The sequence below is a fragment of the Pseudomonas lalucatii genome (assembly GCF_018398425.1).
GTDB lineage: Bacteria > Pseudomonadota > Gammaproteobacteria > Pseudomonadales > Pseudomonadaceae > Aquipseudomonas > Aquipseudomonas lalucatii.
On record NZ_JADPMV010000002.1, the window covers coordinates 837740 to 851259 of the forward strand.

The 13520-nt window shown below is 67.1% G+C and carries 15 protein-coding genes; 8 read left to right on the top strand and 7 right to left on the bottom strand.

From position 1 onward, the window contains the following. Window positions 1-211 precede the first annotated feature (211 nt). Window positions 212-1219, bottom strand: a complete 1008-nt coding sequence (locus I0D00_RS17325) for a LysR family transcriptional regulator (RefSeq protein ID WP_213641060.1) — start codon at window positions 1217-1219, stop codon at window positions 212-214. Window positions 1220-1328: 109 nt separating this feature from the next. Here I0D00_RS17325 and I0D00_RS17330 point away from each other — a divergent pair, with 109 nt between their 5' ends. The 4 genes from I0D00_RS17330 to I0D00_RS21610 are packed head-to-tail and all read left to right on the top strand — an operon-like array spanning window position 1329 to window position 4015. Continuing rightward, entirely contained in the window at window positions 1329-2540 is a 1212-nt protein-coding gene (locus tag I0D00_RS17330) for an MFS transporter (RefSeq protein WP_213641061.1), read from the top strand. 26 nt (window positions 2541-2566) lie between these two features. Continuing rightward, window positions 2567-3124: a hypothetical protein gene (locus I0D00_RS17335; protein WP_213641062.1), complete on the top strand. Its 558-nt coding sequence runs from the start codon at window positions 2567-2569 to the stop codon at window positions 3122-3124. Then, window positions 3117-3542 carry a hypothetical protein gene (locus I0D00_RS17340; protein WP_213641063.1) on the top strand — a complete coding sequence of 142 codons (426 nt, stop codon included), beginning with the start codon at window positions 3117-3119 and terminating at the stop codon, window positions 3540-3542. The genes I0D00_RS17335 and I0D00_RS17340 overlap by 8 nt, the downstream gene beginning before the upstream one ends. Before the next feature lie 26 nt (window positions 3543-3568). Then, entirely contained in the window at window positions 3569-4015 is a 447-nt protein-coding gene (locus tag I0D00_RS21610; protein WP_274611297.1) for a tyrosine-type recombinase/integrase, read from the top strand. Between the two features lie 3 nt (window positions 4016-4018). On the opposite strand, the gene sbcD is transcribed toward I0D00_RS21610, so the two are convergent. Then, window positions 4019-5239 (bottom strand): exonuclease subunit SbcD, encoded by a 1221-nt coding sequence (sbcD, locus tag I0D00_RS17350; protein WP_213641817.1) that lies wholly within the window; start codon window positions 5237-5239, stop codon window positions 4019-4021. Between the two features lie 8 nt (window positions 5240-5247). Continuing rightward, entirely contained in the window at window positions 5248-5667 is a 420-nt protein-coding gene (locus I0D00_RS17355) for an Lrp/AsnC family transcriptional regulator (RefSeq protein WP_213641064.1), read from the bottom strand. 139 nt (window positions 5668-5806) lie between these two features. On the opposite strand from I0D00_RS17355, the gene yjeH reads away from it, so the two are divergent. The 4 genes from yjeH to I0D00_RS17375 all read left to right on the top strand — a co-directional run bounded on the left by yjeH (window position 5807) and on the right by I0D00_RS17375 (window position 10598). Beyond that, complete coding sequence (gene yjeH / locus I0D00_RS17360) at window positions 5807-7084, top strand: L-methionine/branched-chain amino acid transporter (RefSeq protein WP_213641065.1); 1278 nt, start codon at window positions 5807-5809, stop codon at window positions 7082-7084. A gap of 85 nt (window positions 7085-7169) precedes the next feature. After that, on the top strand, window positions 7170-8513 hold the full coding sequence (locus I0D00_RS17365) for a TAXI family TRAP transporter solute-binding subunit (protein ID WP_213641066.1): 1344 nt from the start codon (window positions 7170-7172) through the stop codon (window positions 8511-8513). A gap of 82 nt (window positions 8514-8595) precedes the next feature. Next, window positions 8596-9603 carry a nucleoid-associated protein YejK gene (gene yejK / locus I0D00_RS17370; protein WP_213641067.1) on the top strand — a complete coding sequence of 336 codons (1008 nt, stop codon included), beginning with the start codon at window positions 8596-8598 and terminating at the stop codon, window positions 9601-9603. A 140-nt stretch (window positions 9604-9743) separates the two neighbouring features. Continuing rightward, window positions 9744-10598, top strand: a complete 855-nt coding sequence (locus tag I0D00_RS17375) for a DUF4344 domain-containing metallopeptidase (RefSeq protein ID WP_213641068.1) — start codon at window positions 9744-9746, stop codon at window positions 10596-10598. A gap of 4 nt (window positions 10599-10602) precedes the next feature. Here I0D00_RS17375 and I0D00_RS17380 read toward each other — a convergent pair whose 3' ends face one another. The 4 genes from I0D00_RS17380 to I0D00_RS17395 form a co-directional block, all read right to left on the bottom strand. Next, window positions 10603-11538, bottom strand: coding sequence for a glutathione S-transferase family protein (locus I0D00_RS17380; protein ID WP_213641069.1), 936 nt, complete (start codon window positions 11536-11538; stop codon window positions 10603-10605). Between the two features lie 65 nt (window positions 11539-11603). Then, the gene (locus tag I0D00_RS17385) at window positions 11604-11903 is read right to left on the bottom strand and encodes a GIY-YIG nuclease family protein (protein WP_213641070.1); all 300 of its coding nucleotides are present in this window, start codon (window positions 11901-11903) and stop codon (window positions 11604-11606) included. Next, window positions 11896-12615: a phosphatidylcholine synthase gene (gene pcsA / locus I0D00_RS17390; protein ID WP_213641071.1), complete on the bottom strand. Its 720-nt coding sequence runs from the start codon at window positions 12613-12615 to the stop codon at window positions 11896-11898. Before pcsA ends, I0D00_RS17385 begins: the two co-directional genes overlap by 8 nt. A gap of 116 nt (window positions 12616-12731) precedes the next feature. Beyond that, window positions 12732-13217 (bottom strand): nuclear transport factor 2 family protein, encoded by a 486-nt coding sequence (locus I0D00_RS17395; RefSeq protein ID WP_213641072.1) that lies wholly within the window; start codon window positions 13215-13217, stop codon window positions 12732-12734. Window positions 13218-13520 lie beyond the last annotated feature (303 nt).

A 13520-nucleotide genomic window follows, 5' to 3' on the forward strand; every position in this document is an offset into this window, starting at 1 on the left:
TTGTTGCCGGGACCGCGCAGACCCCTCATGCGCCGAGCGATTGGCCAGGGCGATAAGGCCCACAACAGGCCGGATAGACGAATGCAACCGCACTGACGGCAAGCTTGAGAAGCGATTCCTCACTGCTTGTGGGGAGCGTCCATATACCAGGCGGTTGCACTCAGCTCCTGCAACCGCCCAGCTATATTCTTTTCCGGGGGCAGATTGAATATTAAATAATTGATCTGCCCCCTTTCCCCAAAGCCGGCACCCAGCTTTCCGCCCAGGTGTGGTTGGCACTTTCGCCCCGTTCAGCCAGGGCGCCGCTGAGAAAGTCGATGAACACACGGACCTTGGCGGGCAGGTAGTCGCGTTTGGGGTAGATGGCGAACACGCCGCTGCCTGGTTCCGGCGGGCGGAAGTATGGGTAGAGCGACACCAGGGTGCCACTGTCCAGTCCCTCTTTAGCAAGGAAGTGGGGCAGCTGGGCAAATCCCAGCCCGTCCGCGCACATGTATGCCATTGCCTCACCATCATCAGTTAAGTAACGGCGTTCCAGGTCATAGGGCAAGTACGCCCCCGTCTCATCTGGCAGGAAGATCGGCTGTAACTGCTGGGTTTCCTTGATGCGAAAGCCAATCCATGAATGCGCGTGAAAGTCTTCCCGGCAACCGGGCGCACCGTGCTCCTCCAGGTACCGGGGCGAGGCGCAGACCAGGAAATCCATTGGGCTGAGGCGTCGTGCCACCAGACGGCTGTCCTTCACGTAGCCGGTGCGCAGCGCCACATCAATGTCGTTGTCGATGATATCCACATGCAGGTCATTGATCTCAAGCTCCAGCCGGATCTCCGGGTACTGCAGGCAGAACGCCCGCAACAACGGGCGCAGATAGAGGTGACCGTAACAGACGGCAGAACTGATACGCAGGGTGCCGCCGGGTGAGCGGTTGATCTGCTTGAGTTCCTCCTCGCAGCCGTAAAGGTCCTGCAGCATCTTCCGTACCGTGTCAGCGTAGCGCTCGCCGGCTGCGGTAATCCGCAACTGCCGGGTTGAGCGCTGGAAGAGCGTCAGCCCCAACTGGGCCTCCAGGCGGCCAATGGCCTTGCTGACGGTGGACGGATCACTGCCACACGCCCTTGCCGCCGCCGCGAAACTGCCGCCATCACAGGTGGCGATAAAGATTTCCAGTGACCGTAACTTATCCATCGGCCGAGTGTAGCAACAAAGAATCGTGAACATTATTCACGACTCTTTGGGACGGCAGGCCAATTCTCCCGGTTTTTCAGGCACCTAGAATTCAAGGCGCGTCTGATTAGCGACCGACCGCCAACCTATCTGGGAGAAACCGTTGAAAGACCGTCTGTTAAAGCAAATACCCGCCACCAGCACCCTGGCCTATTGCCTTCTGGCATTTATTGCCATGGCAGGCCTTGCCTATATCAACTTCCTGCCCGGTGTCGTTAACGCGCTGGCAGGGGGTATCGGATTCAGTGACGCCCAGGCCGGGCAGATAGTCGCACTCAACGGGTACGGCGGTCTGCTTGGCAGTGCCGTTGCGATCCTCCTGATACGTCGAGTGCAATGGCGTTACGCCATGATGATATTTCTGGCGCTACTGACCATCGTTGACCTGAGCACGGCCTGGGTCGAAAACTACCCAATACTGCTTGGCTGGCGTTTTGGCGCCGGCGTGCTGGGCGGGCTCTGTGTCGGTATCGGGTTTGCAGTGCTGGCGCGTTTGAACAACCCCGACCGGGCGTTCGGCCTTCTGCTGTTCGTGCAGTTCAGCCTGGGGTCCGTTGTTGTCTATCTGTTGCCCGGTCTGGAAACCTCCTTAGGCACCCACGCTGTGTTCTATGTGATGGCCACCCTGGCCTTCCTGAGCCTGGTTTTTCTGCCGTTCTTGCCCGCCCTGCCCGCAAACAGCACCTCAGCTGCACCAGCCGGCCCACTGCCCGCCAACGCGGTGTTGCTGCTGTCGGCAATCCTCGGCTATCAGGCTGCCGCCAGTGGGATCTGGGCCTACGTGGGACTGATCGGCCGCGATGCGGGTCTGGCCGCCGAACCGGTCAGCCAATACATAGCCGCCACCGGATTGCTGGGTCTGCTGGGCGCCATGCTGCCGGTGATCAGGAGCAATCGTTCTGGCCGGCTGTACTGGGTGATCGCCGGTATGGCCATGTCGATCGCTGGCGCAGTCTTGTTGAGCTACGCCCGGTATACCGCTCTCTACGTGGTGGCGATGGCGCTGCTGTTCTTCGCCTGGCCAGCGGTGCAGTCCTTCCTGCTGGCGGTCAGCGCGGACATGGACAACACCGGGCGACTGTCTGCCGTTGCCGGCCTGGCCGCCTATGCCGGGTTGGCCTCCGGCCCCCTGTTCGCCGCCAGCCTGCTCGATAGCGGTAGCTTTGCAGTGGTGCTCTACAACTGTGCAGCGACCTTCTTCGTGAGCTTCCTTCTGCTGTTTCGCCCCGTTCAGGCCAAGGAATCCCTGCTGGGCGCGGTATCGCTCTCGCAACAGCTGGCCACAAGCCAAAGCGCCGATTCGTCTAACGCCTAAACCCTCCATCAAAGAAGGCTACCAACATGATCCGATATCTCTTCAACAGGATGCTGATGGCCATGCACCGGCGATACGACTACGACGTTCGCTACCTGCAGGAAATCCTGCAAACCGACCTGCCGGCCTTCATGAAATACCTGGGCTTTCAGGTGATGGCCGCGCATTCCGCGAAGATGCCCGCGGAGCCGCTGTTTGCCGCCCGGATACGCGCAATCATCTGGGACGATTGCGGGCCCTGCACCCAACTGGTGGTGAACATGGCGCTGGAAGCCAAGGTGAGCCCGGATCGAGTCCGCGCCATGGTGAATATGGACTTGAACAGCCTGCCCGAGCACACCGCCCTGGTGGTCCGCTTTGCCGAACTGGTGCTGGCCCACAACCCGGAAGCGGACGAGCTGCGGGAACAGATCCGCGCCCTGTGGGGCACCAAAGGGCTGATCGCCATCGCCTACAGCATCAGCGCCTCCCGGGTCTACCCGGCATTGAAATACACCTTGGGGTACGGACATGCCTGCAGCCGTGTCCAGATCCACGATCACACTCTGGTACCCAGCCGGTCGACGGAGGCACAGCATGGTTAAGCAACTGATTACCGGGACGGCTGTGGTACTTGGACTGGCCTCGCTTGCGAACGGCCTGTTTATGCTGGTCGCGCCCGAATCCTGGTATTGGAGCGTGCCCGGCGTGCCGGTGAGGGGATTGTTCAATCAGCACTTTCTACGGGACATCGGAATCCAGTACCTGCTGATGGGCGTGGCTTTTGTCTATGGCGCCGTGGACAGCCGGTATCGACTATTGCTGTGGTGGCTACCCACCGCCTGGCTGGTCGGCCACGCGATCTTCCACGTATGGGAAGTCGCGGTGGGCCTGTGCGGCCCCCAATACCTGATCGTGGACTTTGCCGGGGTGACTTTGCCAGCGCTGATAAGTCTTGGTTTGGTTTATGGTCACTACCGAGTACGGGGCAAGAGTAACCAGCCTTCCCCAGTCGCGCCTTGATTGCGAGCCAGAAGGATCGCACCACCTTGCTGCCGTCCTCGCTGATGACTCCTCTGCTGGAGCGCAGGCAGCGCATGTTCGAGGCCTGGAAGCAGCAGGACAGTTTCTATCAGCCCCCTGTCAGCCTGCCCTTTGCGCTGCCGCGCAAGTACCCGAATGCGGCCCGCTCGTTCGAGTGGCAGTGGCTGTTCCCCGCCACCGGCCTGTGCATGGATGAGGACGGCACGCTGGTGCGCCATCACATCCATGTCAGCTCCCAGAAGGCGGTAAAACAGGCGGTGCGGCGTTCCGGCCTGCATAAGCCGGCCGGCTGCCGCACCTTCCGCCATAGCTCTGCCACCGAGCTGCTGCGCCGCGGCAGCGATATCCGCACGGTGCAAACCTTGCTGGGCCACGCCGACGTGCGCACTACACAGATCTATACCCATGTGTTGGGCCAGGCCTTTGCAGGCGTGCAGAGCCCGTTGGGCTAGGGCTCAATCACGCTCGCTCTGCACCGTTTCCAATACCTCGCGATAAAGTCCCTGCAGCCGCTGCGCGTCAGCTTCGTCCAGTTGCTCGTGCTGCAGGCGCCGGGCGAACACCTCCTCGACGCTGAGCTCGTCCAGGGTCTCGCGGGCCTGGACGCGCAGGCCCGGGCCGGCCGAACCGCGCTCGCGGCGGATGCGCAGCACCTCCACCGGCAGGCCCTCGCACAGGGCGGCGACCCGCTGCTGCAGGTCGCTCAGGTAGTCGTCACCGCTGACCCGCACCTCCAGCCACACCGGCCGCTCGACGCTGCCCTGGGCGGCCGCCTCGGCGATCCCCTGCTCCAGTTCCTTGAGCGAGCCGGCCACCGACAGCAGCGCCTGGAAGCGCGGCACCGGCAGCGCCCGTACCGCACCCAGGCCGTCGCCGTCCAGCTCGACCAGCAGCACTTCCTTCTGCTGGCGGGCCTCGTCGAAGCTCAAGGGAATCGGCGAGCCGCAGTAGCGGATATGCTCCAGGCCGCCGACCTTCTGCGGCCGGTGGATGTGGCCCAGGGCGATATAGGCGGCCGGCGGGAAGGCGCTGGTGGGGAAGGCCTCCAGGCTGCCGACGTAGATCTCGCGAACCGACTCGCTGGCGCTGGCGCCGACCGTGGTCAGATGGCCGGTGGCGATGATCGGCAGCGCGCCGCCCAGCTCCTCGCGCCTGGTCTCGGCCAGGGCGTGGAGGTCGCGGTAGTGCGCCTGGATCGCCTGCTGCAGGGCGCCCTGCTTGTCCGCCGCGCTCTGCCCGGCCTGGCTCAGCAGCACGTCCCGCGGACGAATGAAGGGGATGCCGCAGAGAATGGCGCCGGGCCGGCCATCGCGGCGCTCGAGCACCAGCAGCTGCTCGCCGAGGTCCGTGCATACGCCGGGGATCACCCGGGTACCCAGGCGCTCCAGCAGGGTCTTGCTCTCGCCGAGCATGGCCACCGAGTCGTGGTTGCCGCCGAGCACCACCAGCGCGCAGCCGGTCCCGCTCAACTCGACGACGAAGCGGTTGTACTGCTCGCGGGCATAGCTGGGCGGCGCACCGGTGTCGAACACGTCGCCGGCGATCAGCAGCGCGTCGACGCCGTGCTCGCGCACCTGCTCGACCAGCCAGGCACAGAAGGCCGCATGCTCGGCCTGGCGGGTCTTGCCCATGAAATGCTGGCCGAGGTGCCAGTCGGAGGTGTGGAGGATGCGCATGGAGCCGCTCACATCGGCCAATCCGTGACCACCATGTGGGTCTTGACCTTGTGCATGCCGGGGAAGTTTTCGATCTGCCCGCGGATCTCGCTGAGCCGCTCCATGGACGGCGCCTCGATATACACCAGCATGTCGGTCTCGCCGCTGATGCCGCTGCAGCGGCGCACCTCGCTGAAGCTGCGCATGCGCGCCACGTAGTGCTCGCAGCGCCCGCCCTGGTAGAACAGCTCCAGATAGGCCTTGACCGCCGCGCCCGCCGGCTCGGCGACCCGGGCGTGGTAGCCCTTGATCACCCCGGCCTGTTCCAGATGACGAATGCGCTCGCTCACCGCCGAGCGCGACAGGTTGACGTCGCGGGCGATCTGGCTCACGGCCAGACGGGCGTCGGCGCGCAGCAGGGCGAGGATCTGTTGATCGAACTTGTCCACTCGGAGGGTCTCACGCAAAGAACGGATTGACGGGCAATACCGCCATTTTGCCGGTCAACGCCGACGCTTCGCCAGCCGTCGCGGGGCGCGAGGCGGCGTAACATGGCGGGGCCAGAAAAGGATCGCACGAGCATACATCATGAGCCGCCTCAACCAAGAACTGGGTCTGCTGCAAGGCATCGGCCTGCTGAGTACATCGCTGCTCGGCACCGGCATCTTCGTCGTGCCGGCCCTGGCCGCCACCGCCGCCGGCGAGGCGTCGCTGTGGGCCTGGCTGCTGCTCATCGGCCTGGTGCTGCCGGTGGCCTTCACCTTCGCCCAGCTGGGCCGGCGCTTTCCCCATGCCGGCGGGGCGCCGCACCTGATCGGCCGCGCCTTCGGCCCGCGCCTGGAGCGCCTCAGCGCCTGGCTGTTCCTCGCCGTGCTGCCGGTCGGCCTGCCGGCGGCGCTGAATATCGCCAGCGGTTTCTGGCAGGCGCTGTTCGACCTCAACCCGGCCCAGGCGCTGACCATCCAGCTTGCCACCCTTGGCGCCATCCTGCTGCTCGGCCAGCGCCCGGCCAGGGCCTCGGGCCTGGTTCAGGGCGCCATCGCCCTGGCGATCATGGCCACGGTCGGGCTGATCTGGTGGGTCGGCGAGCTGCCGCTGGCCGGCCAGCCACTGCTGCCGCCCATCGCCGGCAGCTGGCACCTGCTCCCCGCCGCGCTGGGGGTGATGTTCTGGTGCTTCGTCGGCATCGAGGCCTTCACCCACCTGGGCGAGGAGTTCAAGCGCCCCGAGCGCGACTTCCCCCTGGCCCTGCTGCTCGGCGTGCTGCTGGCCGGCCTGGTGTACTGGGCCTGCTCGGTCGCCGTACTGAGTTTCCGGGCCTACGGCGACCTGGCCGCCGACGCTGCCTCGCTGCCGCGCCTGCTCGACCTGCTGCTGGGCAGCGAAGCCCGCTGGCTCAGCGCGCTGGTCGGCTACCTGGCCTGTTTCGCCTCGATGAATGTGTATATCCAGGGCTTCGCCCGGCTGATCTGGAGCCTGGCCGACGAGAGCAAGCTGCCGGCCGGCCTGGCCCGCCGCAACCGCCACGGCATGCCCGGCCGCGCCCTGCTGCTGGTGGTGCTGAGCTGCGCCCTGTGCGCGATCCTGGCCTGGAGCCTGGCGTTGTCGCTGGACCAGTTGATCCGCTACGCCAACGGCAACTTCGTGCTGATCTACCTGCTGAGCATGGCCGCCGGCTGGCTGCTGCTCGAGGGGCCGTGGCGCTGGCTGGCCGCCTTCAGCACCCTGCTCTGCACCCTGGTGCTGGCGATGCTCGGCCTCGACGCCTGGTATGCCCTGGGCCTGCTGGCGTTTCTCGCGGCAGTGGACAGCGCGCGCAACCTGCGCCCGCGCAAAGGCCTGGGTGAGACGCCGCCGCAGCCCTAGGCCACGGCCGTGTGCGGGCCGCGCGGGGTGACCGCGGGGGCCGCCTGGCTCTATGCTTGGGGCGACCCCGCCGAAAGGAAGCCCCATGCGCCGCGTACTCAAAGACCTGAAGATCATGCTGCTGGCCAACCTGTGGCTGGTCCCGGTGATCGCCGCGCTGGTCGGCGCCGTGTTCTATTTCGTCGCGCCGCCGCCGCCGATGCACGCCAGCATGGCCACGGGCGCAGCGGGGGGCAACTACCGGCTGTTCGCCGAAAAGCTGAAGGCCGAGCTGGCCAAGCAGGGCTTCGAGCTGAGCCTGGTGCCCAGCGCCGGCTCCAGGGACAACCTCGAGCGCCTGCTGGCCGCGCGTCCCGAGGTGCAGATCGCCCTGGTGCAGAGCGGCCTGGAGCACCAGCTCGACGCCGTCGAGCGCGGCCGCCTGCAGAGCCTGGGCGCGGTCTACCAGGAGCCCCTGTGGCTGTTCTACCGCGAGGGCATCGCCCTCGACCGCATCGCCGACCTGCGGCCGCTGCGCCTGGCCCTGGGCCGGCCCGGCAGCGGCACCCGCGCGGCCAGCGAGGCGATCCTCGCGGCCAACGCCATCGTCGCGCCAGACTACCCCGCCGGCTGGCAGAGCCTGGGCGGCAACCAGGCCGCCAGCGCGCTGATCGCCGGCGAACTGGACGCCGCGTTCTTCGTCGGCCCGGCCGAGAACCCGCGGGTGCAGCGCCTGGCCGCCGAGCCGCACCTGCGCCTGGCCAACTTCCGCCGCGCCGCCGCCTACGAGGCGCGCCTGCCCTTCTTCAAGCGCGTGACCATCGACGAGGGCCTGCTCAACCTGGCGCGCAACAGCCCGCCGCAGACCACCATCACCCTCTCCCCGATGGCCACCCTGGTGGTCAACCAGGACTTCCACCCCGGCCTGGTACCCTTGCTGCTCGAGGCCAGCCGCGAGGTGATGAAGAACGGCAGCCTGCTCGACCCGGCCGGCACCTTCCCCAGCGCCGCTCCGCGCACCTTCGAACTGTCCGCAGACGCCGCCCACTACTACAGCAACGGCCTGCCGCTGCTGCAGCGCTTCCTGCCCTTTCGCATCGCCTCCCTGGCCGATCGCTACATCATCCTGCTGATCCCGCTGATCGTGGTGCTGGTGCCGCTGCTCAAGGCGGTCGGCCCGCTCTATCGCTGGCGCATCCGCGCGCGCATCTACCGCTGGTACAAGTACCTGCGCGAGATCGACCGGCAGCTGGACGCCGGCACCCTGCCCGAACGCCTGGGCAGCGAGATCGAGCGCCTGGAACAGCTGCAGGACGAGCTGGCCAAGGTCGAGGTGCCGCTGTCCTACTCCAACGAGCTGTACGAGCTGCACATGCACCTGCGCTACGTGATCGAGCGCCTGCAGACCTTGCAGCGGCGACGGGCGACCCAGGCCGGGACACTCGGGTAAACTGCGCGGCACCCGTGCGCCGCCGCCACCCGCGGCGCCCCCCTGTACCCGTTCACCGCCGAGGCTTGCCAAGAGTACCGCCATGCCGATCCGTCACTGCATCGTCCACCTGATCGACAAGAAGCCCGATGGCTCCCCCGCCGTGCTGCATGCCCGCGACACCGAGCTGGGCGCCTCCCAGGCCATCGAGAACCTGCTCGCCGACCTCAACGAGAGCTACAACGCCAAGCAGGGCAAGGCCTGGGGCCTGTTCCACGAGGAATCCGGCGCCTTTCCGTTCAGCGGCTGGCTGAAGGCCTACCTAGACGACAGCCAGGACTTCACCGCCTTCAGCCGCCAGGCCGTCGAGCACCTGCAGAAGCTGATGGAGGAGTCCAACCTGTCGGTCGGCGGCCACGTGCTGTTCGCCCACTACCAGCAGGGCATGACCGACTACCTGGCCATCGCCCTGCTGCACCACAGCGAGGGCGTGGCGGTGACCGAGGCGCTGGACGTGACCCCGGCCAAGCACCTGGACCTCGGCCAGCTGCACCTGGCGGCGCGCATCAACCTCTCCGAGTGGCGCAACAATGCCCACTCCAAGCAGTACATCTCCTTCATCAAGGGCAAGAACGGCAAGAAGGTCTCGGAGTACTTCCGCGATTTCATCGGCTGCCAGGAAGGCGTCGACGGCCCGGGGGAGACCCGCACCCTGCTCAAGGCCTTCAGCGACTTCGTGGAGAGCGAGGACCTGCCGGAGGAGTCGGCCCGGGAAAAGACCAAGACCCTGGTCGACTACGCCAGCAGCCAGGCCAAGCAGGGCGAGCCGATGACCCTGCAGGAGCTGTCCGGGCTGATCGACGAGCAGCGCCCGCAGGCCTTCTACGAGCATATCCGCAACAAGGACTACGGCCTGTCGCCGGAGATCCCGCCGGACAAGCGCACCCTGAACCAGTTCCGCCGCTTCACCGGGCGTGCCGAAGGCCTGTCGATCAGCTTCGAGTCGCACCTGCTCGGCTCGAAGATCGAGTACGACGAGGCCCAGGACACCCTGATCATCCGCAACCTGCCGACCCAGCTGACCGATCAGCTCAAGCGCCGCAAGGACTGAGGGCCCGCGCCGGCGGCCCTTCGCCCGCCAGCTGCTAAAGTCAAACAGGCACCAGCGCAGTTTCCGAGGTGCCGATATGCGTGAATCCGACCGGCCCGGCGCCTCCCGCCCGGGCCTCCACCCCCTCCGGCCCCGGTACCATGGGCGCCTGGCCTGAGGCGCGGGCCCTGTGCCTGTGCGCACTGGTGCTGCTGGCCGACGGCAGTCCGGCGCAGAGCACGCCCCCCGCCGCGGCCCTGCACTCGAACGAGGCCCGCTTCGTCACCGCCAACGCCGAGTTCACCCTGCTGCACGAGATGGGCCATCTGCTGATCGCCGAGCTCCAGCTGCCGGTACTCGGCCGCGAGGAGGACGCCGCCGACCAGCTGGGCTTCATCAGCCTGTTCCTCTCCTACGACCGCCACCGCGACGCCGGCTTCTACGCCAAGCTGCTGGATGTCGCCGACTACTGGCGCCTGGAGTGGCAGCGGCCGAAGCCGGACAACGAGGAGGTGCATCCCTGGGACAGCCACGGCCTGGACGCCCAGCGCTTCTACAACCTGGCCTGTCTGATCTACGGCAGCGACCCGGATGAGCTGGAATGGGTGCCGCACCTCACCGGCCTGCCGGTGGAGCGGGCACTGTACTGCGATCAGGAGTACGCCCAGGTGCGCCGGGCGCTGGCCTGGGTCGAGGCGCAGCACGGACGGCCGCCCGGCACGCCGCCCGAGCATCGCCTGCGGGTGCTCTACGACCCGCCCAGCACGCGCCTCAAGGACGGCCCCCGGCTGCTCGAGTGGGTGCGCGGGTCCGGGCTGGTGGAGGCCATCGCCGAGCGCGTCAGCCAGGCCTACCGACTGCCCCGGCCACTGACCCTGCGCCTGAGCAACTGCGGGGCGGCAGACGCCTGGTACAGCCGCAACGGCGCCGAGGTCGTGCTCTGCTACGAGAGCCTGGCGCATTTCCGCAACCTGGCCAGGCAGCTGCCGCGCCTGCGCCAGGCCGAGCCGGACTGACTTGCTAGCGCGCCTCGATACGGAAGCCCAGACGGGGGAAGTGCACATGCACACAGCCGGCGCGCGGATCCTCGCGGCGCAGGATCAGCTCCTCGCCGCCGCAGAACAGCAGCTCGCCCTCGACCGGGTCGACGCCGTAGTCGACCGCGGCGATCGCCACCCGCTGTCCAGCCTGGAAGCCATTGGGATCGACGAAGTCCTCCTCCGGCAATGCCGCAGGCGCCGCCTCGCGCGCCACCGCGATGGCCGCCTCGCCACTCAATTCGCTGAGCGAGCCGTGGCCGAAGCCCAGCACTCGCGCCAGCCAGGCGGCGATCTCCGGATAGTCGTCGACCAGCGGGGCGGTCACCGGCGTGCCGCGCAGGAACCACAGCGGATGGGCCACGGCGAAGTCGGCCAGCGAGGGCTCGCCGAACAGGAAGTCGCCCTGTTCCCGGGCCAGCTGCTGCTGCAGGCGCGCCATCAGGGCCGGCCACTGGTGCTTGGCCTGCTCCAGCGGCAGGCGGGTGGCCTGGCCGCCGCTGAACAGGGCGGTACGGTCGGCGACGAAGGTCTTGAGAAACTCCGGCGGCAGGCTGGCGAAGCGCACGGCGATGGACTCGGGCTGGAACACCAGGCTCACCGCATGCTGGAACAGCACCGAGTCGGCCCACTGGGCGAGGGTCGCGACATTGAACTCCTGGCCCTCGGGGAACAGCGCCGGGGTCGCCTTCTCCGCCTCCAGGCGCCGGGCGATCAGCGCCGTATCGCAGTAGATATCGGCACCGACCTGCAGCACCGGGGTCTTGCGGTAGCCGCCGGTCAGCGCGGTCAGGTCCGGCTTGGGCATCAGCGGTGGAATCATCACCGAACGCCAGGACAGCTGCTTGAAGCCCAGCATCAGGCGGGCCTTCTCGGCGAACGGCGAGGTCGGGTAATGGTGCAGGATCAACTCGTGCATGACTGGCTCCGTGTCGCGTGGGGAAAGCTCAAGCTTACCCGGCTGGCCGGCAACGGCCTACCCGCCTAGCCTGATAGCGCGCCATCAGCTGCGCCGATAAGGCCGCCGGCGGCGACCAGGGCCTCCTTGGCCGCCTTGCCCAGCCCCTTGATCGCCCGCTCGCGGCGCAGGGCCGCGCCTTTGCCGGCACAAGCCTCGGTGTAGACCAGGGCCACCGCCGGGCTGGAATGAAAGAAGCGCGCGCCCTTGCCGCTGCGGTGCTGGGCGAAGCGCCGCTGCGGGTCGTCGCTGATGCCGCAGTACAGGGCGCCGTTGCCGGCGCGCACCAGGTAGACGAACCAGGCCTTTTCGGCCACCTCACTCATCGGCGGAAAACCATTCCCGGGCCGAGCGCCACAGGCAGATGGCGACGAAATAGACCGACGCCGCCAGCCAGATCGCCAGGAGCCAGGTCGGCTGGCCGGGGTAGCGCAGAATCAGCATGAGGCAGGCGAGCATCCACACCAGGGTCACGGCGATGTTGAGCGGCATGAACTGGCGGACGCGGAACGGGTGGAGGAACTTCATCCGCGTCAGGGTCAGCCCCGCCAGCAGGAGGATGGTGGCGAAGCTCAGCCAGGGGGCGAAATCCAGCAGGTAGAGATAGACCACCACCACGTTCCAGGCGGCCGGGAAGCCGACGAAGTAGTTGTCCTTGCTCTTCATGTTGACGTTGCAGAAGCAGAACAGCGACGACAGCAGGATCAGCCCGACCGCCGGCAGCAGGGTGTAGTCGGGCAGGGGCACGAAGCGATAGACGAAGATGGCCGGAATGAACACGTAGGTGAGGTAATCGATCACCAGGTCCAGGGTCACCCCGTCGAAATGCGGCAGCACGCCCTTGACGTCGAACTTGCGCGCCAGGGTGCCATCCAGGCCGTCCACCAGCAGCGCCAGGCCGAGCCACAGCAGGCAGGTCTGCGGCCGCCCGTCGAGCACCGCCAGCAGCGCCAGCAGCGCGAGTATCACCCCGCTGGCGGTCACCGCGTGAACGGTCCAGGCCTTGGCCTTGTCTAGCGATAGCAACAGTTCGTTCACGGTCGGGCTTCCTGAGGGGCGGCGCTCATGCTCATCGGACAGCGCAACCTTGCCTGCTGCGCCTATCTTGGATGAAAGCACGAGGCACAGAGATTACCACTGCCCCCGCCGCACACCTAGGCAGGCCGGCCCTCGCGGCCCGCCCTGAACTGCGCCAGCCCCTGCAGCGCCTGGCGGCGGATGGCCTGCTGCACCGGCGGCGCCCAGCCCAGCAGCAGGCCCTTGACCCCCAGGGCCTGACGGGACCAGCGCCACAGGTCGAAGCTGTCGTGGTGCTCGATGATCCGCCCGTCGCGGAACAGGAAGCGCGCCTCGATCCGGTTGACCACATGCCTGCCGGTCTGGCTGAACAGGTAGCGGGCGACCCAGCGCGCACGGCCCTCACTCTCGTCCGCCTGCACCTGGTCGAAGGTCAGGGAGAACTCCTGCGCCCGCGCCGCGAGCATGCGCCACATGTCGGCCGTCGCGGCGCCGCGCAGGTCGACGAACACCGGGTCGCTGAAGCGCACCTGCTCGGCGTAGCAGGCCGCCATGGCCTCGGCATCCAGCTGCTGGAAGGCCCGATAGAAGTGCGAGATCAGTTCGGCATTGGCATGGTTCATCGGCCTGGCTCCGGAAATGGCGTGCCCCCGAGTATGGGCACAAGGCGGCCGTGCCGCGATTGGCGAATCCGACAACATTGTGGCGATAATCGCCAAACTTGTGCCAAGGATCGTCGCGATGCTCGAGATCGCCTCGCACGTCGGCCCGCAGACGCTGTGCGCCAGCCAGAGCATGGCGCACGATACCTTCGCCCTGGCCAACTGCTCGCCTCGCACCCTGCTGCGGCGCTTCAAGGCCGGCACCGGTCTGCCCCCAACGAGACTACCCGCAGCGCCGGCGCAGCGCCGCCGCACAGCGCGTCC